The sequence below is a fragment of the Acinetobacter sp. MYb10 genome (assembly GCF_002980175.2).
GTDB classification, from domain to species: Bacteria; Pseudomonadota; Gammaproteobacteria; order Pseudomonadales; family Moraxellaceae; genus Acinetobacter; species Acinetobacter guillouiae.
Map to the genome: position 1 here is coordinate 1,592,659 of NZ_CP058272.1, position 21,884 is coordinate 1,614,542.

The 21,884-nt window shown below is 37.2% G+C and carries 21 protein-coding genes and 1 other RNA gene; 8 read left to right on the top strand and 14 right to left on the bottom strand.

Annotation, left to right across the window (positions count from 1 at the left end):
- Nucleotides 1–320: 320 nt before the first annotated feature.
- Nucleotides 321–953 carry a UPF0149 family protein gene (locus tag CQZ96_RS07415; RefSeq protein ID WP_004722079.1) on the bottom strand — a complete coding sequence of 211 codons (633 nt, stop codon included), beginning with the start codon at nt 951–953 and terminating at the stop codon, nt 321–323.
- Nucleotides 954–1,017: 64 nt separating this feature from the next.
- Between CQZ96_RS07415 and CQZ96_RS07420 the strand changes: the two genes are divergently transcribed.
- The 3 genes from CQZ96_RS07420 (at nt 1,018) to ssrS (ending at nt 2,138) form a co-directional block, all read left to right on the top strand.
- Nucleotides 1,018–1,569: a hypothetical protein gene (locus CQZ96_RS07420; RefSeq protein WP_004722081.1), complete on the top strand. Its 552-nt coding sequence runs from the start codon at nt 1,018–1,020 to the stop codon at nt 1,567–1,569.
- A gap of 2 nt (nt 1,570–1,571) precedes the next feature.
- Nucleotides 1,572–1,856, top strand: coding sequence for a cell division protein ZapA (locus tag CQZ96_RS07425; protein ID WP_105714548.1), 285 nt, complete (start codon nt 1,572–1,574; stop codon nt 1,854–1,856).
- Between the two features lie 100 nt (nt 1,857–1,956).
- Nucleotides 1,957–2,138: non-coding RNA, 6S RNA (gene ssrS, locus CQZ96_RS07430), on the top strand.
- A gap of 135 nt (nt 2,139–2,273) precedes the next feature.
- Here ssrS and CQZ96_RS07435 read toward each other — a convergent pair.
- The 4 genes from CQZ96_RS07435 to CQZ96_RS07450 form a co-directional block, all read right to left on the bottom strand.
- Nucleotides 2,274–2,600 (bottom strand): hypothetical protein, encoded by a 327-nt coding sequence (locus CQZ96_RS07435; RefSeq protein WP_105714549.1) that lies wholly within the window; start codon nt 2,598–2,600, stop codon nt 2,274–2,276.
- A 602-nt stretch (nt 2,601–3,202) separates the two neighbouring features.
- A complete protein-coding gene (locus CQZ96_RS07440; protein ID WP_228722781.1) occupies nt 3,203–3,667 on the bottom strand; it encodes a hypothetical protein in 465 nt (154 codons plus the stop codon).
- Between the two features lie 231 nt (nt 3,668–3,898).
- On the bottom strand, nt 3,899–4,114 hold the full coding sequence (locus tag CQZ96_RS07445; protein WP_105714551.1) for a hypothetical protein: 216 nt from the start codon (nt 4,112–4,114) through the stop codon (nt 3,899–3,901).
- A 331-nt stretch (nt 4,115–4,445) separates the two neighbouring features.
- Nucleotides 4,446–5,354 carry a LysR family transcriptional regulator gene (locus tag CQZ96_RS07450; RefSeq protein ID WP_105714552.1) on the bottom strand — a complete coding sequence of 303 codons (909 nt, stop codon included), beginning with the start codon at nt 5,352–5,354 and terminating at the stop codon, nt 4,446–4,448.
- A gap of 97 nt (nt 5,355–5,451) precedes the next feature.
- Here CQZ96_RS07450 and CQZ96_RS07455 point away from each other — a divergent pair, with 97 nt between their 5' ends.
- On the top strand, nt 5,452–6,429 hold the full coding sequence (locus CQZ96_RS07455) for an alpha/beta hydrolase (protein ID WP_105714553.1): 978 nt from the start codon (nt 5,452–5,454) through the stop codon (nt 6,427–6,429).
- 266 nt (nt 6,430–6,695) lie between these two features.
- Here the strand turns inward: CQZ96_RS07455 and CQZ96_RS07460 are convergent, their stop codons facing one another.
- Together CQZ96_RS07460 and CQZ96_RS07465 are read right to left on the bottom strand one after the other, a co-directional pair.
- Entirely contained in the window at nt 6,696–6,848 is a 153-nt protein-coding gene (locus CQZ96_RS07460) for a hypothetical protein (protein ID WP_004722095.1), read from the bottom strand.
- A gap of 367 nt (nt 6,849–7,215) precedes the next feature.
- Nucleotides 7,216–7,437, bottom strand: a complete 222-nt coding sequence (locus CQZ96_RS07465; protein WP_004722098.1) for a hypothetical protein — start codon at nt 7,435–7,437, stop codon at nt 7,216–7,218.
- A gap of 506 nt (nt 7,438–7,943) precedes the next feature.
- Between CQZ96_RS07465 and CQZ96_RS07470 the strand changes: the two genes are divergently transcribed.
- Nucleotides 7,944–8,114, top strand: coding sequence for a hypothetical protein (locus CQZ96_RS07470; protein WP_004722100.1), 171 nt, complete (start codon nt 7,944–7,946; stop codon nt 8,112–8,114).
- 638 nt (nt 8,115–8,752) lie between these two features.
- Here the strand turns inward: CQZ96_RS07470 and CQZ96_RS07475 are convergent.
- The 5 genes from CQZ96_RS07475 to kdpA all read right to left on the bottom strand — a co-directional run bounded on the left by CQZ96_RS07475 (nt 8,753) and on the right by kdpA (nt 16,757).
- The gene (locus tag CQZ96_RS07475; RefSeq protein WP_004722101.1) at nt 8,753–9,460 is read right to left on the bottom strand and encodes a response regulator; all 708 of its coding nucleotides are present in this window, start codon (nt 9,458–9,460) and stop codon (nt 8,753–8,755) included.
- A 27-nt stretch (nt 9,461–9,487) separates the two neighbouring features.
- On the bottom strand, nt 9,488–12,130 hold the full coding sequence (locus CQZ96_RS07480; RefSeq protein ID WP_105714554.1) for a sensor histidine kinase: 2,643 nt from the start codon (nt 12,128–12,130) through the stop codon (nt 9,488–9,490).
- A gap of 235 nt (nt 12,131–12,365) precedes the next feature.
- Nucleotides 12,366–12,971 carry a potassium-transporting ATPase subunit KdpC gene (kdpC, locus tag CQZ96_RS07485; RefSeq protein WP_105714555.1) on the bottom strand — a complete coding sequence of 202 codons (606 nt, stop codon included), beginning with the start codon at nt 12,969–12,971 and terminating at the stop codon, nt 12,366–12,368.
- Nucleotides 12,972–12,991: 20 nt separating this feature from the next.
- Nucleotides 12,992–15,022, bottom strand: coding sequence for a potassium-transporting ATPase subunit KdpB (gene kdpB, locus CQZ96_RS07490; RefSeq protein ID WP_105714556.1), 2,031 nt, complete (start codon nt 15,020–15,022; stop codon nt 12,992–12,994).
- Nucleotides 15,023–15,032: 10 nt separating this feature from the next.
- A complete protein-coding gene (gene kdpA, locus CQZ96_RS07495; RefSeq protein ID WP_105714557.1) occupies nt 15,033–16,757 on the bottom strand; it encodes a potassium-transporting ATPase subunit KdpA in 1,725 nt (574 codons plus the stop codon).
- 306 nt (nt 16,758–17,063) lie between these two features.
- Between kdpA and CQZ96_RS07500 the strand changes: the two genes are divergently transcribed.
- On the top strand, nt 17,064–17,864 hold the full coding sequence (locus tag CQZ96_RS07500) for an undecaprenyl-diphosphate phosphatase (protein ID WP_105714558.1): 801 nt from the start codon (nt 17,064–17,066) through the stop codon (nt 17,862–17,864).
- A 693-nt stretch (nt 17,865–18,557) separates the two neighbouring features.
- Here CQZ96_RS07500 and hfq read toward each other — a convergent pair.
- Together hfq and CQZ96_RS07510 are read right to left on the bottom strand one after the other, a co-directional pair.
- Nucleotides 18,558–18,935 (bottom strand): RNA chaperone Hfq, encoded by a 378-nt coding sequence (gene hfq / locus CQZ96_RS07505; RefSeq protein WP_004819926.1) that lies wholly within the window; start codon nt 18,933–18,935, stop codon nt 18,558–18,560.
- Nucleotides 18,936–19,095: 160 nt separating this feature from the next.
- On the bottom strand, nt 19,096–19,419 hold the full coding sequence (locus tag CQZ96_RS07510; protein WP_105714560.1) for a hypothetical protein: 324 nt from the start codon (nt 19,417–19,419) through the stop codon (nt 19,096–19,098).
- Between the two features lie 149 nt (nt 19,420–19,568).
- Between CQZ96_RS07510 and CQZ96_RS07515 the strand changes: the two genes are divergently transcribed.
- On the top strand, nt 19,569–20,252 hold the full coding sequence (locus CQZ96_RS07515) for a heavy metal response regulator transcription factor (RefSeq protein ID WP_004722117.1): 684 nt from the start codon (nt 19,569–19,571) through the stop codon (nt 20,250–20,252).
- Entirely contained in the window at nt 20,242–21,633 is a 1,392-nt protein-coding gene (locus CQZ96_RS07520; protein ID WP_105714561.1) for a heavy metal sensor histidine kinase, read from the top strand. Before CQZ96_RS07515 ends, CQZ96_RS07520 begins: the two co-directional genes overlap by 11 nt.
- Nucleotides 21,634–21,884: the final 251 nt, after the last annotated feature.

Genomic DNA, 21,884 nt, shown 5'->3' on the forward strand with positions numbered 1-21,884 from the left:
TCTCTATTCAGCTTGTATTTCAGATGATTAATTTGGAAGAAGCTTTAACTTACAATTACGCTTAGATGAATGCAAATACTGATGACTCAATATTTGCATATTTTAAAATAATTTTATTATTTCTCTTGTTCTACGCTAAATCACGACAATAGAACAAGCAAATCATTCCAAACTAAAAATTTAACCATTTACATCACTACTTTATTCAACTTCGATGTTTTCAAAGCGAATAAAAAGCACGGTAAAGGGAGCTGTAAAACCGACTACTCATCAAACATAGATGTTCTAAAGTTTAAGTTTCTTAGCTTTTTTTCTTAGTTTTAGCTTGGGCGATGTGGAGTAAACATCTCTACAACATTGTTACTTTCGGAAGCATCAATTGCCTGTTTCATTTTGCTATGAAAATTTTGCAATAGAGGGCTTTCTGACACTGGAACCTTTTTTCGTCCCATTGATAATGACACAGGGATCAAGCGTACAAATTCATACAATTCAAGATAGCTTGCTTCACCTTCATCATCGTCATCTGATTCATCAAACTCAACAGATGCGACATCTTGTAAACTTTCAATGAGCTCTTGCTCATCTGCGCGAATATGACCAGAAGCCAATCCAAAGCCAAGCACAACCCCTGCACACCAATCTGCCAGTGATTGTACACGCTCAGCCAATGTATGCTCGTCATCTGGGAGCATTGGAAGATAGTCTAAATCATCATCTGAAAGTGCATGTGATACATCCTCTGCTTCCTCTGACAATAGCGCAAGCGCTTCATCGTCTAATTTTGGAACATCAAGCGTAGATAAAATTTGTAACCATTCATCTCGAGTCGGAACTTCAGTAACACAAACTATACCTGTCAGTAAGCCATGTAACTCACTCGGGCTTGAAATTTCCTCAATCCCCTCAAAATTTTGATTCCAATCTGACCAACCTGAAATATCGTCTTGCATTCGTTTATCCAATCTCTATACTTCTGTATATATTACCTTTGATTGCAAATCTGTGCGACCCGTTATGTTAGAACAATTACAGCGTCTACAGACGCATATTGGTGTTTTAAAAACACGAATTGAAACTGTTGAGAAAGAAAATGCATCGCTGTTAAAAGAAAAGGATAACAGCGAAGAGCAATCTCATGCTCAAATTAGCCATAAAAATAGCATTATCACCCAAAAACAAGATGAAATTGATACGCTCACTGAGCAACTCTCTCAGTTACAAAATCAGTTTCAACAGCTCAATACAGATGCCACATCTTTAGCAGAGCGTTATGGGCGTTTGGAAAAAAGCTGTACCGATTTAAAAAATCGTTTTCAGGAAATTTTGGCTGAACGTAATGAATTACGTGTGGTTAAAGAAAAAATGGCAAATGAACAACGCCATCACTTACAAGACATCAAAGGTCTTCAAGATGAGCGTGAACGTTTAATTCAAAAAAATGAACATGCCAAAACAAAAGTGGAAGCCATTATTCAACGTCTTTCGATTTTAGGAACTGAACAAGATCACCATGCGCAAGAAATTCAACAGCTTGCTCATCCATCAGAGTCTAATGAGGAAGTATGAGTATGTCTGAACATGTGACTGTAGAATTACGCTTAATCGAACAAAGTTTCCGTTTAGGCACCACAACAGATAAGCAACCAGAACTCGAACGTGCTGGTCGACTTTTAAATGAAAAGTTTCAAGAATTCCGTCGTAAAGCACCCAATGTTGAACATAATAAATTGGTGATCATGGTGGCTTTAGAACTGATGCAAGAAGTTTTAGCCATGAATAAATCGTTACAAGAATATGCACAATGCGAACGTTTATTAGAGACCATGTTAGAAGATGTTGAAAAAGCGGGATAAACCGCTTTTTTTTCGTGCAATTGATTGGTTTTTTTGCGCTGTATTTATAAATTATGAGCATTGGTGATTTGCCACAATCCCCAAATTATGTATACTTAATACAACTCTAGGGTGTTCGCCAGTACGTCTATTCCCCTGCCGATACTTAAACTTATGGATGTGTTCTGTATATTTTGAGTGTATGCCCACCTTGAGTGGGAAACCCATTAAGTGTACGTCACGTCCACCTTGAACTCATCGGGTTCAGGGTAACGACCATGCAGCGGCATCTCTGGAGTGTTTTATTTTTAAATCCTTATAAAATAAAAATTATAAATATATATTGTAATATACCTTTAATTCCATTTCCAAAAATATACCCCTGATAGATCATCGTGAAACAACAATCTATTCTCTTTGACCCACTCTATAAGCTGATCAAGTCGGATCTACAGCATCATTCAAAAACTCAACTGACTCCAAACATAACTTTTCCCATTCACCTGAAAATTCATCTTCCGCTTTTTGTTTACCTAAATTTGTAGCATATACAGGTTTTGATTCTGCATCAGCAATGATGACTTCTAAATTTTTTGCATTATTACTTAGTTCGCCTTTTAAATTAAATGCTGTATTCAAATCAACACCAAACTGTCTTAACTGCATGATCATTCCAGCGCTTTCTGCAATAAGTTTGCAATGATCTACTTGATTTGCATCAACTACTTGGCTAAACAATAAAAGGAATAAAATTCTCAATTTCATTTTTATAATCCTTAGAATTTTCTAATCACATTGATTATATGCATAGATATCGTCTAGAGCCATGCTTTCAAGAGATCTACTAAAATCTCGAACATCATCGTTTATGCACGATATAAATTAGATATTTATTTTTAGATAGTATGCTTATCCATATTGATCATTTCATTCTATATGGATTTATTTTTATTGATGAGCATAATTTCTTTTCATTATTTCACTCAAATGCATAAATCTACATCACCAGCATTTCCCGTTCACTAGAGCTAAAATATATAGCTATGCCCTATACAAGATACAAGCTCGATACTTTAAACTTATGTTACTACCTCTAAATTGCTATAAGTCATCTAAGCTTAAGAAAAATATAGAAACAACACAAATCCAAGAATGATCAAAGATATGATTAGCCATACATTTATACAATTAAAACTTTTAATGAAATCCCACATTTTGCTATCCCTTAGAAATGGCTAAGGAATTCTACTTATTGGGGTTTAATTTAAAAATTATAAATTAGTCTGAGTTCCCAAAAAGACTACTAAAAAACAACCATTTAAGCACATAGAAATTAAACTAAAATATTGATATTAAAATTATAAAATCTACAAGCATTCTTTATAGTTCATTGTAAAACTTTTCAAAAACTCACCTTTAGCATTATTTAATTGATAAACAATATTGCCTCGAGTTGTTTTTTTAAATACTTCAGACTCAAGTAAATCACTTTTACTACAGATGTTGTTTTTGGTCAGATTTTTATATTTGTTTTCATCAAATTTCTCGCTTAGATCTTCTGTAGACACAATCCCCTTTAAATCTGATACAAGCAACAATCCATTGCTAGTTAACCTAATTCTAGAAATGTTTGTTAAATCATCTGATTGATTGGGCTTAATGTTCGAAAAATTGTGATTAATCACTTTGACTAAGCCATTGTACAGTTCGAGATTAATGATATTGAATTGATCATCAACTGCACCAACTTGCAAAAAAGGTTCGTCTAATGGGCTCTGCGCTTTCAATTCAGCACACAGTAAAAAACTAAGTATAAACAATAAATATCGCAACTTGGTTCTCCTCATCAACAATCCAGTCATTAAAGTAAAACACTGCAAATACAAGTTTAAGCGAGTGCATAACGATAACTAGACTCGCTATACAACCACAAAGTTGTCGGTACTTACTGTCTATATCCCTCCTTTATTCATTAAAAGAAAAAGTGAGATAACTGCATAGGTTCAAAATTAATCCGTTCATACACTAAAAAGCCCACCTTTCGATGAGCTTAGATTTAAAAATTATGAATTGTTCCACTCACTAGATTGAACCCCCAACTCATCATCACCAGTGATCAGAACTGCTGTTAAAATTGGAACTGCTAAAATAACTGGGAAAAGCACAATCCATAGATCAATGGATAGCTGATTCGAAAAAACAAAATGAATCATGATTGCGATTAAAGCCAGTATTCCAAACAAAATACTTGCGAATCGAGTGGCAAATTTTAAAAGCATTTTTTATTCCCCTAGTAATTAAAAATTTTTACTCTATTTACTCTCATAGTTATGTCCTATTTTTAGAAATTAAGCAAAGCCCTTTGAGATAAAATAACCTCTCTTTTGAGGTATATTTACAAAAACCATAAAAAATATATGGATTTCTATAAAACTTAGCACTTTTCGTAGTTTTTATTTTTTCCTTATGTCTGTTGTGAATGAAAAGTCCACTTTTATATGATTAGATTTTTCTCCTTAGATAGCTTGATATAGGCAAATAAGTTGAATTCTAAAATAAACCCTTTTTAGCCAAGCTTTTTGCGACTTATCGAAATGGACATTATGAAAATCAATAGCTTGATGAATCACGGATCATATTGATTAACGCCTTAAGTGTAGTGGATACATGACGATAGCCTGGATAATAAAGGCTAAGACCACGATACACTGGGCTAAACTTTTCCAAAACGATACTCAATTGCTGATTTTCCACAGCATTTTTTACCAAATGATCAGGTACAAATGCGATACCAATACCATCTATTGCAGCATCAACCATTAATGTTTGATCTGTAAGTGTTAATGGCCCTTTGACATCTATCTTTTCAATAATGCCATTCATATCAAATTCCCAGCGAAAAATTAAGCCACTATCAAAACGGAAACGAATGCAATCATGTTCATAAAGATCATGCGGAACAAGTGGTGTAGAATTTTTTAATAAATAGTCTGGGGATGCGACAGCAACAAAGCGTGCGGTTTCAGTCAAACGGATTGCAACCATTTCTTTAGGTATATCGTCTGCAAGGCGTATGCCTGCATCAAAATTTTCCTCAACAATATTGGTTAATTTACCATCACAAACAATATCTAAATGAACCAATGGATAACGTTGTAAGAACTTTTTAAGAATAGGTTTTAAAACCAACCTGACTGCCCCTTCACTGGCATTGATTCTAAGTACACCACTCGGCTGATCTCTAAAATCATCTAAATGATTTAGCGCATTTGAAATATTTTCCATGGATGGTCGAAGTGAATGAACCAATTGGATTCCGGCATCAGTCAAAGAAACACTGCGTGTGGTTCGATTAAAAAGCCGAACATTTAAGCGGCTTTCCAAACCTTTTATGGCATGACTAATTGCTGAAGGTGTGACGTTTAACTCAACCGAAGCTGCACGGAAGTTTCGATGAGAGGCCACAGATAAAAAAATTGTTAAAGCAAAGAGTTCACCGCTTTTCAATTGATGAGCCATTTTCACTATTCTATAAAGTTTTATGAGATTGTTCTCAATAATATATTTATATAGGCTGAATGGATACTCAAAATTAATGACGATAAGGAAAATTACAATGCCCAAACATGGTAACTATGCTGTAGAAAAAATAACATTTGATTCACATGGTGATGCAGTGGTTGGCGATTTATATAAGCCAAATACCGATGGAAAACTCCCCGCTGTTATTATTCTTGGGCCATATTCTTTTCAAAAAGAACAGGCACCCACTCAGTATGCGACACGTTTAGCAGATGAAGGCTTTATCACCCTCGCATTTGATCCAAGAACTGTTGGTGAGAGCCAAGGCATGCCACGTCGCCTTGAAAATCCCAAAATGAAAAACGAAGATGTCATTGCTGCAATTGATTACATCTTTACCCGTAACGATGTCGATACCGATAAAATATTTCTATTAGGGGTTTGCCAAGGTGGACCTGAAATGCTGGATATCGCGTCTTATGAAGCACGTGTCAAAGCCGTTGTTTCTGTTACTGGATATTATCGAGATAGAGAAACTGATTTATTTATGCTTGCAGCAGGTGTTACAGAAAATCCATTTGATATTGAATCAGCACCAACGATCGAAGAATTAGAAGCCTTATTAGCGATCCGTTTAAAGAAAGCACAGGATGCCAAAGTTCTTTACGAAACAACGGGGGAAGTTATCTACCAGCCACTCGTATCGCCAGACCTCGGTGATCGCGTCAAAGGCTCGAATGCTGGTTTACCTGGTCCAATTATATGGAGCTGGTATGGAGCATGGACGCTAAAAAACTGGGAGAATCGCTACGCAATTATGAGTGATCTTGATCATTTTTCTTATTCAACTGTAGCTGGCGTTGCAAAACTAAAGAAACCCGCGCTTATCATTCATTCGGATACCTGTATGAATCCAGCAGCGGCTCGACGTCATTTTGATTCAATTCCAACATCAGATAAAAAGCTTATCTGGGAAAATGGAACCAATCATTTCCAGTATTACGAGCAACCCGATATTGTAGATAGAACAGTTGCACATGCGGCAGATTGGTTTTATCAACATCAAAATTAAGATCAAATCCCTTTAGTCGGATATGAAAGATAATCCTTTTAATGCTGCATCGACAATCAACTAAGCGTGATTAAGTTTTGTATGGACAACTCCCTCCTTTCACAAAGGTGAGAAGTCGTCACTTTGCAAAGGGCAAGGATTTAAAAATTCTTTATCATTTCCTTGCCGGCCTAGACAGCATCTTTTCAGTGTCCGTTTCTACCTTAAGTTTTACGATTGCCGTATCCATATTAAAAAACCACCGAATCGGTGGTTTTTCATTAAAATTAATGTACTGCTTCTGCTGAAGACTCTTTATGATCATCATCTTTGGTTTTGGCTAAACTTTTACCCTTGGTTTTTTGAGGATTATTTTTATGTGACTGATAGTAGCAAGCAATTGCAATTCCAGTCCCTAATAATGCTACGGTCTTTAACATGATATACCTCATACTGAATTGAATAACGTCTATTAGGAATAACATTAAATTTCTAATAAAGTATTTCGATATGTGAGTTATGCAAGTTTATGTGAAGCTTTATTACATTTGATTTCAAAGATTCAGATAAATCATCTAAATTTCAGTGTTATGGCTGATTTAAAGTATTTCGGTATTTAACCAAACAGTCACATGGTAAGTTTTTATTATGAGATTTTAATTCCAGCTTAATCATTCTAAAACCATCTAATATTCATCAATCAACACTGATCAAAAATCCTTCCTTAATTTTCAATATCTTTTATATTCGTTCAGCCATATAAAAAGCCCATCTTACGATGAGCTTTTCTAAAACATTGATTACGATTTATATTGCAATACGATAAAGTTGATTTTGATTAAGATAGAAAGATGAACCATCAATATTAAATTGACGATCGTCACCAGATTCTAATTCAATCTTTTTCCCTACTTCGACCCAACTCATACCAGTACGGTTGCTTTGTTGTCTTTTTAAAGGAACGATCTTTACGCGAATTTCATCGCCATTTACTGCAGAGGCTATTGTCCAGCCATTTAAAATATTCATTTTTTCACTCAATTGTTTTGAGCTTTTGCAAACAGAGAAGTATTTAACTATTAAGACCAACAGATATATTTTTGGAACTAACGATAAGAAGGCATCTAACCTTAATTTAAACTTTTGATATTTACATCAGCTTGATATTGCAGAAGTCAGAGTTGAAGCCAACCTTCAAGTCTTGCTTATATATTAAGCACATCTGCTTTAGTATTTTTCATAGTACGCTAATTTAACAGATTATGCAACTTAAATAACATTTGATTATTTTAAATTAAAAGTTCCTATTTATAAAATCGATTTGTGATGTTTATGTACAGGCCTATATTTAGAGATTATTTATATCACCATTTAAAACAAGACAATACAAATATTTGATATTTTTATAAATATATTTTGTCGATATAAACTCAGTTTAGCCAACATATCTCCACATATGGCTCTCACAACTACCTTAGTGTAAGTGGATTAAAAGACTATTATCCAGACTCACTTAACAATTTGAGAAGATTATAATGTCATTTAAAAGTTTTTCACAAAATTCAGCTCAAGCAAATTCAGATACTAAAAACGTTGAGCAAACTCCGCCTAAAGATGCGCCACAAGCAACTCCTGGTGCTACACCGCCTAATCCAAATCAGGACAATAAAGAGGTTAAGCAACCTGATACAAATAAGCCTAAATAACACAAGGGTCTTTTGAAATTTCATAAATGGCTTACGTTGTAGGCTAAGAATGAACAGACCTTAAAGCTTAATCTATAAAAACTTACCGATGTTTGGTAAGTTTTTTCGTTGTTGGTTATATAAATTCAGACTGTATCAGCTCAAAATATTCAGCTTTCTCCATGATGTAAAAAAAGCCCACAATAGTGCGGGCTTTTTAGATCGGCATGCTGCGATCTCATGCTCAGCGTTAACTGCTTAGGTTTTAAATCTATTTAGAGGGAATACGCAATTCCTGTAACAACCTAAACACTTCCGTTTCGCTTACGGATTCGATCAAAGCTAAGTTAACACAGATCAGCAGATGAAAGCGGATAAAATATATTTGATTACGCTTTATTTAATAAAGTTTCGCCACACTCAATTCAAATCGTGAGTTTGTATAAATATAAAGCCAAAGTTCTCAGTAAAACTTATAATACCATCACTCTTTCAAATCCAATAAATTATTTAATTAATTGATTTTAAATAACAATAAATTAATATTACCAACATTTACCCCCCTACTCTGCACTTTACAAAGAATCGTTTATTTTAATTTTAACCATCTACTGTAAAACCATCAAAAAACCAATGATCTCAAAGAAGATCAGCCATGCTTAGCCTACAAAGCGTAAGCCCACACCAGGTTCAGTCACAATATATTTGGGTTGTACCGCATTATCATTCAGTTTTCCACGCAATTTGGCCACCAGAATTCTTAGGTAGTGAGTATCTTCCTGATGAGTTGGTCCCCATAAATCACTGAGAATTTGTGGTTGAGTAATCAACTGCCCCTTATGTTGCGCCAATAAAGTCAGCAATTGATATTCCTTACGTGTCAGTGAAATCAGTTGTTGGTTAAGAAATACCTGTCTTTGGGCAAAATCAATTTTTAAAAAACCATCATCAAAAAAAGCGGATTCCACAGCAACGTTTTGAAATTGTCTGAGTAATACGCGGATCCGCGCCATAAGCTCCTGAACACTAAAAGGTTTCGTCACATAATCATTGGCGCCAGCATCCAGTAATTTGACCTTTTCCTCTTCATTGGAACGTACAGACAAAACAATCACAGGGACATGCGACCAAGCTCGCAACTCAGATAAAACTTCTAAACCATCTAAATCAGGCAGTCCTAAATCTAAAATAATTAAATCAGCGCCTTGCAAAGCCAAAAGCTCTAAGCCCTTTTGACCATTTTCAGCCAGTAGCGTTTTATAGCCCTGTGCTCTAAGTGCAATATCGAGAAACTTACGAATTTGAGTTTCATCATCAATAATCAATACATTGGTCATGGAACTTGTCGATACATTGTGTTCTGGCATGCTATTTCCTAAAATCAATATGTGCACTTATCCAATCTGCTGAATCGGCAATTGCATACGGATGCAGGTGCCTTGATTATTCTTGGCTGAAGATGCCGAAATTTTACCCATATGTGCACCAATAATGGCTTTAACAATGGTTAAGCCCAACCCCGTACCATACTGTCCGCGATCGCCACGTTCCATAGTATAGAACATATCAAAAATTCGCTCTCGTTCATCTTCTGGGATACCCAAACCTTGATCGCTAATCGAAATTTCAATTTCGTTTTCATTGAGTTGTAAGACTTTAATCGTTACCGCTTTATTCTCTGGGGAAAACTTGGCTGCATTTTCCAATACATTAAAAATCGCTTGTTCGATCAAAGCAGCATGAACAAATAGGCTCAATGTTTGCTCTGGTAAATCAACCTCAACAAGACTATGCGGCATATAGCGTTTTAAACGGCGTACCGCTGAACCAATTAACTCATCGACACCAATCCAATCTCGTTTAAGACTTAAACCTTCATGCCCTAGCCGTGTCATATCCAATAAATTCTGAATATAACGATCCAGTCGTTCGCCTTCCAAATGAATGGCTTCCAATAAGCTGTCTTGATCTTGTTCATCCATCGAATGCCGATAATTACTCAAAGTATCAGCTGCACCAATCATAGAGGCTAAAGGTGAACGTAAATCATGAGAGACGGAGGATAACAAGGCCGAACGTAATCTCTCGGTTTCTGAACTGACATTGGCGATTTCCAATGCTTTAGTGAGTTGGGTTCGAGAAATTGCTTGAGCAATATATTCAACCATGGTTTCAGTCAGTTGCTTCTGTTCAGTATTTAAAACCGATACATTTTTAAGAAACTTAACCCCGACCACACCAAAACACTGTTTGGAAGCCAATAATGGTAAAAACCACCAATCATTTTCAGTTAATGTTTGGGTAAACCGTCCCGATGGTTGATGGTTCTTAAATGTCCAATCTGCTGAAATTTTTTCTTTATTGTTAATGACCTCAAGTGATGATATTGATGATTCTGGGAAATAAAACCAGATTTCGGCATTTAAATTTTTACTTAAACTGTTTTCTGCAATCTCCTGCACTTGCTTTAAATCGATCGCGGTAGACAGCTTTTGACCTAAATCCTGCATAATGCTGTTATAACTATTTGCAGTCTTTAAAGCCGTTACCTGTTCTCTCAGTCTCGATGCCAAACGGCTTGAAATCAGTGCAGCGCCAAGGAAAGCAACCACGGTAATCACACCCTGATGTGCAGAAATTTGTAAAGTAAATTTGGGTGAAATAAAGAAAAAGTTATAAGCAAAAAAGAACAACAGTGCTGAAAGCACAGCGGCCAGCATTCGTGTTTTAGATGCCACAAAAACCACAGCGGTGATAAAAATCACCGAAAGCTCTTCAATCCCTAAATACTTTTCACCTAAACTGGCAATCACAATACTGATCACAGTGGTGGATAACACATAAAACATTTCTCTTAAACTTAGAAATGAATGCGTATCTTGAAAAAATGATTGCTGACGATGTTCTGCAAGAGTTGGGACGATACTCAATTCAAAACTTGGCTGATATTTAAGTAATTGATCAACAAAATTTACGACACCCAATGCAAAGGTCTTACGATGCGATTGTGCCAATACCAAGGTTGAAATCCCTCGATCCATCACATAATCAAACAGCGTTTTTGCATGTTGCTGACCATAAAGGATTTCAGTCATCCCACCCAATTGACGGGTGAGGTTTAAAGCGCGTTCAATTTCTCGACTGGATAAACTATCTTGTTTTTCGCTTATTTTTGAATCTTTAGAAAAGACCACCACCGTCCAATTTGCCTGACGATTTTCTGCAATACGACAACCAGCACGAACCAACGCCTCAGCCTGCCCATTGCCCTCAATCATAATTAAAATATGATTTTTTAGAGGAATTGGCACAAGCCCTTGTATAGCAAAATTTTCTCGAACATCGGTATCGACATGACTGGCAACCGTCTGCATTGCCAATTCACGCAATGCGGTCAGATTTGAACTGTTGAAGAATCTTTGCAAAGCTTGTTCAGCTTGCTCAGGTACATAGACTTTGCCCTGATTTAAACGCTCAAGTAATTCATTGACAGGTAAATCAATTAACCGAATATCACGGATCCGTTCAAAGACCCGATCAGGTACAGTCTCAGTCACCCGAATGCCCGTAATTTGATAGACCACATCATTTAAACTTTCTAGATGCTGAATATTCATCGTGGTAAATACATCAATACCCGCATCCAGTAATTCATTGATGTCTTGCCAACGTTTTTCATGACGACTATTTGGCATATTGCTATGCGCGAATTCATCTACTAAAACAATACTGGGTTTGCTTGCCAGCACAGCATCAAGATCCATTTCTTCAAGAGAATGTCCTTGATACTCAATTGCCTTTCTTGGAATGATCACCAAACCTGAGATGAGGTTTTCAGTTTCAATGCGACCATGGGTTTCAACATAGCCGATCACAATGTTGATCCCTTGCAAAGCCAGTTCGTGCGCACGCACTAACATTGCAAAAGTCTTCCCCACACCGGGTGCAGCACCTAAAAATATAGTGAGGCGCCCAGATTGATAACGCTGAGTGTGTTGCAGTAAAACATCTGCTTTATTGTTTCTATAATCGCTCATCGCCGTCTGCTTGTTTAAAAATTACATCACTGTGCTGTTTCTTTGCGACCATTCAATACAGCAAAGAAACACAGAAAAACCGTCTTTTGATTAAGCTTGAATCATTTACAATCTAAAAGAGGGAATATTGTAAATTTATACGAAAATAAAATCCCAATAATGCCCGCTTTTCAACAATCATAGAGAATCAATTACATCAACACTGATTCATTTCGCGTTGATGATTGCAACCCATTTATTGAGTTCCAATTTGATCCAAAGCCAAATTTAATTCAAGTACATTGACTCTGGCTTGCCCTAAAATTCCAAATGTCGGTTGTATGCTATTGTCTAGCAGCAACCTTAGCACATCCTGTTCTGGCAAATGTCTTGCTTTGGCAATGCGTTTTACTTGAATCATTGCAGATTGCACAGTGATTTCAGGATCAATTCCACTGCCTGAAGCCGTGACCAAATCCGCAGGAATAGCGCTTTTTTCAACGTGATCCTGTATCGCAATTTTGTTTAAACGTTCCTCTACTGCTTTGTGTAAATCAGGATTGGTCCGTGCCATATTACTTCCCGCCATTGCCATTGGGTCATAATTGGCAGCAGAAGGTCGTGGATGAAAATATTGTGCTTGTACAAAAGGCTGTGCAACCAGTTTAGAACCGACAGCGCGGTCATTTTCAACGATCAAACTGCCATTGGCTTGTTGATCAAAAAGAACTTGTCCCAACCCTGTTGCCGTAGCACTGTAGACAAAACCACATAAACCCAACGCGACAATGGTTAATCCAAGCGATGCGCGTACTAGTCCAGCGAATGATGACTCAAGCAATCGATTATTTTCAGTATTCATTTTTATCATCCTCAAAGTTTCTAAAGCGCCAATAGGGGGCTGATCATCAGATCAATCAGCTTAATCGCGATAAATGGCAACACCACACCACCTACACCATAGATCAGCATATTTCGACGTAATAATTGCGTTGATGTTGAAGGCTTAAACTTCACTCCACGTAAAGCAATTGGAATCAATAATGGAATAATGATGGCATTGAAAATCAGTGCAGAGAGAATTGCACTTTCTGAACTTCCCAAGCGCATCACATTTAAGGTTTGCATTTGAGGAATGGCTGCGACAAATAAAGCCGGTAAAATTGCAAAGTATTTGGAAACGTCATTGGCCAATGAAAAGGTGGTCAATGCACCACGCGTAATCAACTGCTGTTTACCAATCTCAACAACCGACAATAATTTGGTTGGATCTGAATCCAAGTCCACCATATTGCCCGCTTCTTTTGCAGCCTGTGTCCCTGAGTTCATCGCCAAACCAATATCCGCTTGTGCCAAAGCAGGTGCATCATTGGTACCATCGCCAACCATAGCGACCAAATGACCTTTATTCTGTTCATGACGAATACAATTTAACTTATCTTCAGGTTTCGCTTCAGCGATGTAGTCATCGACACCTGCTTCCGCTGCAATAGCAGCAGCTGTTAAAGGGTTATCCCCTGTGACCATGACTGTTTTTATACCCATTTCACGTAAGCGAGCAAATTTTTCCTTGATGCCTTGTTTAATCACATCTGAAAGTTCAATCACCCCCAGAATATTTTGATCCTTTGCCACCACTAATGGCGTTGCACCTTTTGATGCAACCTGTTCTACCCGCGTTTTAAGCTCACTATGATGTTCAAGATTCTGTGAAGCAAATTTAATAATCGCATCTACTGCCCCTTTACGGATTTGCTGTCCATTTGATAAATTTATACCAGAGATTCGCGTTGCGGCATTGAAGGCAATAAACTCTACCTGTTCAGGTTCAACAATATGCTCCCCTTGCTCTTTTGCCAAAACCACAATGGATTTACCCTCTGGTGTTGGGTCAGCAAGTGAGGTCAATATCGCAGCCTGACGAAGTTCTGACTCAGTCACCCCAGTCAGTGGGAAAAATGCTGTTGCCTGACGGTCACCATAGGTGATGGTTCCTGTTTTATCGAGTAACAATACATCCACATCACCCGCCACTTCGACAGCTTTACCTGATTTGGCAATCACATTGGCTTTTAACGCCCGATTCATCCCCGCAATACCGATTGCAGGCAACAAGCCACCAATGGTGGTTGGAATTAAACACACCAACAAAGCCACCAAGAGAATCGGGTTAATTTCAATTTTTAAGAAATGCCCAATAAAAGGTAAACTCACCACCACTGCGATAAAGGTCACAGTCATCACAGTCAGTAAAATACCCAGAGCGATCTCGTTTGGTGTTTTTTGACGATTGGAACCCTCTACCAAAGCAATCATTCGGTCAAGAAAGCTATTACCCGCTTCAGCCGTCACTTGCACCACGATACGATCGGTTAAAACCTTAGTTCCCCCAATTACACCCGACTTATCGGTACCTGCTTCACGTAAAACGGGTGCTGACTCACCTGTTACCGCAGCCTCATTAATAGTCGCAAAACCATGAATAATTTCACCATCCGCAGGAACCAGTTCCCCTGCACGGACTTCAATCAGATCATTCATTTTTAATAAGGTTGCAGCGACTTGCACACCCTCTAGATCATCCTTAGAACTGAGTCGACGTGCGGTTAAATTTTGACGTGCTTGTCTTAAGGAAGAGGCTTGACCTCGACCTTTGGCTTCGGCAATCGCTTCGGCATAATTGGCAAATAATACGGTGATAAATAAAATCAACGTCACCGCTAAACCAAATATGGTATCGGCTTGACCCGTTAAAGTACTAACCAGTGTGATGAGGGTGCCTAGCCATACAATCGCCATCACTGGATTTTTAATCGCATGTTGCGGTAACAATTTAATCAAGGCATTTTTCCAAGCTTCACCTTGGAATAAAGTTGATGATTTATTTTGAGTAGATTGTTTTGAATGATTCATGTTATTCACCCTAGCCTTGTACCAATAACAGCTGATCAGCGATCGGTCCTAAAACAAGGACTGGCATAAATTGTAATAAGGTCAACATCACCACAATAGCAATCAGAGTGAAAGCAAAGGTTGGCGTTTCCACTTTTAAACTACCACTGCTTTCAGGAGCTTGACGCTTTGCAGCTAAACGCGCAGCAATCATTAAAGGAATGATCAATGTTGGAAAACGTCCAAGCAGTAAAGCAATCATACAGCTCACGTTCCACCACACGGTATTGTCCGCTAAACCTTCAAAACCAGAACCATTATTGGCAAAGGCCGAAACATACTCATACAACACTTGTGAAATGGCATGATATTGCGGATTGCTATTGCCTGTAAGTTCAGGGAAAAACAAAGCAACTGAGCTTAAACCGAGAATCGTAATCGGCTGAATCAAAATCACCACAGCAAGTAATTTGATTTCCCCTGCTTCAATTTTGCGGCCAAATAATTCAGGTGTACGACCTGTCATCAAACCTGCAATAAATACAGCCAAAAACAGATAGATCATAAATTGCTGTAAGCCACAGCCGATCCCGCCCCAAATCGCATTAATCAGCATATTCGCCAGCGCCACTAAACCTGTTAATGGCGATGCAGAGTCATGCATCATATTGACGGAACCATTGTTGACCTGTGTGGTTATGGCGGCCCACAATGCGGAAGATGCTTCACCAAAACGCACTTCCTTTCCTTCCATGGCATAAATTTGCATCGCGGTAGATGACAGGCTTTCAGACCAAATTGCCGCCGTGGCTGAAACAACCGACATCAGCAACATTGAGCCAAAAACAAAGCCAGCAAATTTTGCGCGTTTGGTTAAAAAACCCAACATAAAAATCACTGCGACAGGGATAAGTAGAATCGCGATCATTTCTAAGAAATTTGAAAATGGGGTTGGATTTTCCAATGGCACACTACTGTTAGGTCCATACCAACCCCCACCATTACTACCCAATTGCTTAATCGCAACCATGGGTGCAACAGGACCCAGTGGAATTTTTTGAGTTTTTAATTCAGTCGATTGGTCAATGACTTGAACTTCTGGGCCACCTTGAAAGGTTGATGGCACACCTTGGCTATTGAGTAATAATGACCAAATCATGCATAACGGAATTAAAAACCGAAAGGTTGGACGAATCACATCGGCCCAATAATTACCGACATTGATTTTTTCAACTTTATTTTGAAAGCTTAGGTTTTGATCTGCTTCAGACAAAGCATTGGATTGCGGATAAAATAAGGCACGTACGGTTGCGACCACCATTGCCAATCCCATCATTGGCGTAATGATTTGCAATCCAACAATACCAACCATCTGTGATAAATATGACAGTTGCGCTTGACCTGAATAGTGTTGTTGGTTGGTATTGGTCAGAAATGAAATCATGGTGTGTAATGCTAAATCCCATGACATATCCGGTGCATTATTTGGATTGAGTGGCAAGCTTGCTTGACACATAAACAACAGCCAAGTCACCAATCCAATGACGATACAGCTCGCCACAAAGCTAAGTGAATAGGTCTTCGCATTCATCCCTTGATCATGATGTGTACCCAAAACACGATAAATCGGTTTTTCAATCCAGTTAAAAATTGGATCAATTTTCATCTCTCGGTTTTGCATAATACAGGCAAGATATTTCCCTAAAGGAAAAGCCAAAAGCACCACAATCACCAAGACTAAGATAAACTCTAACATGACATTCCCCCCCAACTTGATTGGCTCAAATTAAAAATGTCGATATTGCAATGATTTATATGTTTTTGAAGTACGCATAATTTTGGATGCTGTACTTGTTGATGCGCTATATATTTAGCACTCATCTTTTTCATCCTAAACGCTGGGATATTCCACAACTCAGTATCCGAAAATACTCCGTAAACTCTCTATTTACAGTCAGATCAGCCGCGTAAAAATTTCGTAAAATTTTGTCTTTTTTGATTTATAAACAGCGTTAAATACATTACAAAGGTTCAAATTTTAGAACGCTTGTTTATTTTATTTATGGAAAATTTTGAACTGCTTAAAGCATTGTTTTTGGGGTTAATCGAAGGTTTAACTGAATTTTTACCGATTTCAAGCACAGGACATCTGATCTTATTTGGTCATCTCATTGATTTTCACTCAGATTCGGGACGCGTGTTTGAAGTGGTGATCCAATTGGGTGCAATCTTGGCCGTATGTTGGCTGTATCGACAAAAAATCATCGAATTAATTCGCGGCTTTTTCTCAGGCGATATTGCAGCTAGACGTTTTGCGATTAATGTCTTAGTTGCTTTTATTCCTGCTGTGGTGATTGGGGTCTTAGCAGTAGATTTTATTAAACAAGTGCTGTTTAGTCCTTTGGTTGTGGCTTTTGCTTTAATCATTGGGGGCTTCATTATTTTTGCTGTAGAAGCCAGAAAGTTTGAACCTAAAACCATTGAAGCCACTGACATTACCTTAAAACAGGCAATTTTGGTTGGATTTGCCCAATGTCTTGCCATGATTCCGGGAACATCACGTTCAGGCGCCACCATTATTGGTGGGATGTTGTCTGGTTTATCACGTAAAGCGGCAACCGAATTTTCTTTTTTCCTTGCAATGCCAACCATGTTAGGTGCTGCAACCTATGATTTAATTCGAAATGCAGATGTTTTAACCTCAGATAACCTGATTAATATTTCAGTGGGGTTTGTGGCTGCATTTATTGCTGCGCTTTTGGTGGTCAAAGCTTTGGTCAAATTTGTTGAAAAACATACGTTGAGAGTGTTTGCTTGGTACCGTGTGGTATTGGGTATTATTTTATTGTTTATGTTTTTATAATCATGTGAATTGATGGCAGATAAATTTTAAGTTTGCTCTTTGTTATTTTTATCGTATTGACCCACTTACCTTGTGGGTCTTTTTTATCTCTTAAATATAGTCAACCTATCAAAAAACTCAAAAACAAGAATATAATTTCTCTTAATCAATATTTTTCAATTAAATTAATTACATAGAAAATTAAATTATTTGATTATAAAAAAGCTTGCAATGCCACACATTACGTTCAAAGTTTAAATAACTTTGCGTAGGCGATGCCTCACTTTTCAGAGATGAAAAGTGACAAAAATCTTCTGTTAGGCGAGGGGTACGTCCTGTACCCCCGCCTAACGGCGACATCCCTGTCGCCCCACGATAGGATAACCATCTAGGATTCAAAAGTACAAAAACCGAATGAATAATCAATAGTTTCTAAGAATTCATACAAAAACATGAGCTTCATTTATGATCAGTGATTTGATATAAATCACTTGTATGAATAATTAAGTGGTTTGACTATAAGATGAGGGCGATTTCATCTTGCTCTATGGATTTTAAAAGGCCTTATATAAAGAAGCCTAATATTTAACAGGGAATGTTAAAGACTGAAAAACTCAGACTAAAATCCTCATACGGTCTATATAGACAAAGGATCACTTAGATAAAGCCACTCAGTTCTTTATATATTTGATCAAGCCTTTAATGATCTAATTTTCAAGTATTTTCATCTTCAGAAATATCTTCAAAGTGTTTTTCATCATTAAAACCATTTTCATAACCAAAGTCATTTTGGCTATTAAATGAATATTCACGATCATTTTCAAAGGTATTGTAACTATGTTGATGATCAAATTTTGCAAGAGAGGCTTTGATATTTGAACGTGGATGGCGTGTAGGCAGAACCGTAGAAATTGAATGTTTATAGATAATTTGCATTTGCCCTACACTGTTTCTCAATAACACAACGTATGAATCAAAAGATTCAATATGCCCCTGTAATTTAATCCCATTGGTCAGAAAAATAAAAACTGGAATATGTTTTTTTCGGAGAGAATTTAACAGTGGATCTTGTAAAGTTTGAATTTTAGACATATTACGCTCCCAAAACTTTTAAATACTTAAAAAATATCGTTTTTAAATAAAATTTATAATTAGACGCATCCTGCGAATTTTACTTTTCTTCCAAAATAGATGAATCAACGCTACCATCTACCCCCTAATCTTTGAATTTCAACGTGAATATTTATATAGATTACTTAATCGGTGTAGCAGGCATCAGCATTTTTGAATGATCCATCTTCATCATCACATGTGCCATATCGACCCCACTCGATTGTGCGTTTTGCGCCATATCTGATGAATGTACATGCTGTTGTTCTGCATGATCATTATTGGGCTTTTGGGCTTCATTCTGTGCATTACAAGGCTTTAGAGAACATTGCATTTGCATTTTTACTGCTGCTTGAGGATCAGTTTCATTTGGTGTTTTAGAAGCATCTGCCCAAGATTGAGTTGCAATCATTAGTGTACCCATACAGAACACTTTTATTAAACTTCGACGTAAAATCACTCGCATTTGTACCTCTCCAAGCTTGAGATTCTTACTCGTACAATAAAGCGCGCTATTGAACATTCAGATGACTTGAAAGTGACATTTATGTAATCTATATCTTTCTTAAGTTTTATCACGCTATTATATTTTAAAGAGTATTCTAGGAATCGAACATGAGAATATTATTAGTCGAAGATGAGCAAAAAACGGGTGACTACCTTAAACAAGGTTTATCTGAAGCAGGTTATATTACTGACTGGGTTACAGATGGACTCACAGGTAAACAATACGCACTTTCTGAAGATTATGATGTGATCATATTAGACGTCATGTTACCGGGGGTAGATGGCTGGCATATCATAGAAGCCGTTCGTAAGAACGGAAAAACTATGCCTATTTTATTCTTAACAGCGCGAGATCAAATTGAAGACCGCGTAAAAGGCTTAGAGTTGGGTGCAGATGATTATCTGGTAAAGCCTTTCGCTTTTGCTGAACTTCTCGCAAGAATAAAAAGTTTACTGCGTCGAGGACAGCAAAGAGAAGACAGTAACTTAATTAGTATTGCCAATCTTGAACTTGATATCAGAAAACGACGTGTAACGCGTGAAGGACAACGTATCGACCTGACTGCGAAAGAGTTTGCATTGATGGAACTATTTATGCGGAGACGTGGAGAAATTTTGCCTAGAGCACTGATTGCCTCTCAAGTCTGGGATATGAACTTTGACAGTGACACCAATGTTGTCGAAGTTGCGATTAAACGCTTAAGAAATAAAATTGACAGTAACTTTACGCCTAAACTGATTCAGAATATTCGAGGAATGGGGTATGTGCTAGAGGTAGAAGATGAGGCGTAAGCTGTTCAATGCGATCAGTTTTCGAATCGCGATTCTTTTTTCCCTCTCCACAGTAACGATTTTAATCCTCATGGGCTTTGTGATACAGCTAGGGGTTTCGCAGCACTTTGAAGATGAAGATCGGGTATTACTTGAGGGAAAAATTCAGCTGATACAAAATCTCTTAAAACAAAATCCAACCAATACGCCTGAGCTTAATGTAGCATTAAAAGATTCACTGATTGGACATGATAATTTGATTGTGCAAGTTGAACGTCCGCTGAATCAAATTGTATTTAATTCCGCACAAATAGCCATCGCGCCACAAGTCATTGCGAATCCAGATCTGAATCAATGGATTAAATGGAAATTACAAGATAAAAGTTATCGTGGACTGGTCTATCAAAATATTTTTGAAGAAGATGAAGAAGCACAATCTACCCAAATTGTTGTTGCGATTGATACTTCAGAACACATGCTCTTTTTAAATGAATTTAAACATCAGCTATTTTATATTTGTTTAATTGGTGCACTATGTTTAATGTTTTTAGGATGGTTTGCTGTTTGGCGAGGATTGCGTCCGATAAAAAAAATAGCCGAAGTTGTAGAAGGTATTTCAGCGCAAAATTTGTCTGAGCGTTTAGAAGTTGAGCATACTCCAACAGAATTAAAATCATTGACGATCGCCTTTAATGAAATGCTTGATCGTTTAGAGTCAGCTTTAGAAAAACTTTCAGACTTTTCATCGGATCTTGCACATGAAATTCGCACACCGATCAACAACTTAATGACGCAAACGCAAGTGTGTTTATCCCGCAGTCGAGATATAGATGCCTATAAAGAAGTCTTATTTTCGAACTTAGAAGAGTTTGAACATCTGGCAAGAATCGTTTCAGATATGTTGTTTTTGGCCAAAGCAGAAAATGGTCTTAACCTTAAAAACGTACAAACCATTCATTTATACGAAGAATTCAACACTTTGTTTGAGTTTTATGATGCTTTAGCAGCAGAAAAACATATGACATTTCATCTGGTCGGTACTGGAAAAGTCAATGCAAATATTGCGATGCTACGCCGTGCGCTGAGTAATTTAATCTCCAATGCAATTAAATATGGCAAGTCGAACTCTGTTATTCAAATTAAATGTCAACAAACAGCAGAGCACACCAGTTTTTCAGTTGAAAATGAAGGCCCTACCTTATCCCCTGAACAATTATCTCGACTGTTTGACCGTTTCTATCGAACAGATGCCTCTCGCCAACGTGTTGAAGATGGTACAGGTTTAGGACTTGCGATCACCAAGTCTATATTGGCCTTACATGGTGCAACCATCCAAGCAGAATCACGAGATGGTTTAGTGATCTTCACGGTGATTTTTAAAAATGAATATCTTCCAACATGATATACAGAGCAAAAAGTATCTTAAATAAAATCACATCTTCAAGCAGCTGTTGAAAATACAGCTGTAAAAAGTTGAACTACAGCTCAATTATTAATAAAAAATAAACTTTTCCGACTAATGCGTGTTTAATTTGCCTTAAAAATCTTTTAATATTTCTTATTGTTTAATTTTCCTAAATAACAAAAGTGTAATTTTAAAGTCATTCTGATGTATATCGCCCTCTTTAATAATCAAGGTCTAAACACAACAGT

Bases quoted from the DNA above. Each gene is read 5' to 3' on its own strand.
- CQZ96_RS07415 (WP_004722079.1), bottom strand. From the start codon at position 953: ATGCAAGACGATATTTCAGGTTGGTCAGATTGGAATCAAAATTTTGAG.
- CQZ96_RS07420 (WP_004722081.1), top strand. From the start codon at position 1,018: ATGTTAGAACAATTACAGCGTCTACAGACGCATATTGGTGTTTTAAAA.
- CQZ96_RS07425 (WP_105714548.1), top strand. From the start codon at position 1,572: ATGTCTGAACATGTGACTGTAGAATTACGCTTAATCGAACAAAGTTTC.
- CQZ96_RS07435 (WP_105714549.1), bottom strand. From the start codon at position 2,600: ATGAAATTGAGAATTTTATTCCTTTTATTGTTTAGCCAAGTAGTTGAT.
- CQZ96_RS07445 (WP_105714551.1), bottom strand. From the start codon at position 4,114: ATGCTTTTAAAATTTGCCACTCGATTCGCAAGTATTTTGTTTGGAATA.
- CQZ96_RS07450 (WP_105714552.1), bottom strand. From the start codon at position 5,354: ATGGCTCATCAATTGAAAAGCGGTGAACTCTTTGCTTTAACAATTTTT.
- CQZ96_RS07455 (WP_105714553.1), top strand. From the start codon at position 5,452: ATGCCCAAACATGGTAACTATGCTGTAGAAAAAATAACATTTGATTCA.
- CQZ96_RS07460 (WP_004722095.1), bottom strand. From the start codon at position 6,848: ATGTTAAAGACCGTAGCATTATTAGGGACTGGAATTGCAATTGCTTGC.
- CQZ96_RS07465 (WP_004722098.1), bottom strand. From the start codon at position 7,437: ATGAATATTTTAAATGGCTGGACAATAGCCTCTGCAGTAAATGGCGAT.
- CQZ96_RS07470 (WP_004722100.1), top strand. From the start codon at position 7,944: ATGTCATTTAAAAGTTTTTCACAAAATTCAGCTCAAGCAAATTCAGAT.
- CQZ96_RS07475 (WP_004722101.1), bottom strand. From the start codon at position 9,460: ATGCCAGAACACAATGTATCGACAAGTTCCATGACCAATGTATTGATT.
- CQZ96_RS07480 (WP_105714554.1), bottom strand. From the start codon at position 12,130: ATGAGCGATTATAGAAACAATAAAGCAGATGTTTTACTGCAACACACT.
- kdpC (WP_105714555.1), bottom strand. From the start codon at position 12,971: ATGAATACTGAAAATAATCGATTGCTTGAGTCATCATTCGCTGGACTA.
- kdpB (WP_105714556.1), bottom strand. From the start codon at position 15,022: ATGAATCATTCAAAACAATCTACTCAAAATAAATCATCAACTTTATTC.
- kdpA (WP_105714557.1), bottom strand. From the start codon at position 16,757: ATGTTAGAGTTTATCTTAGTCTTGGTGATTGTGGTGCTTTTGGCTTTT.
- CQZ96_RS07500 (WP_105714558.1), top strand. From the start codon at position 17,064: ATGGAAAATTTTGAACTGCTTAAAGCATTGTTTTTGGGGTTAATCGAA.
- hfq (WP_004819926.1), bottom strand. From the start codon at position 18,935: ATGTCTAAAATTCAAACTTTACAAGATCCACTGTTAAATTCTCTCCGA.
- CQZ96_RS07510 (WP_105714560.1), bottom strand. From the start codon at position 19,419: ATGCGAGTGATTTTACGTCGAAGTTTAATAAAAGTGTTCTGTATGGGT.
- CQZ96_RS07515 (WP_004722117.1), top strand. From the start codon at position 19,569: ATGAGAATATTATTAGTCGAAGATGAGCAAAAAACGGGTGACTACCTT.
- CQZ96_RS07520 (WP_105714561.1), top strand. From the start codon at position 20,242: ATGAGGCGTAAGCTGTTCAATGCGATCAGTTTTCGAATCGCGATTCTT.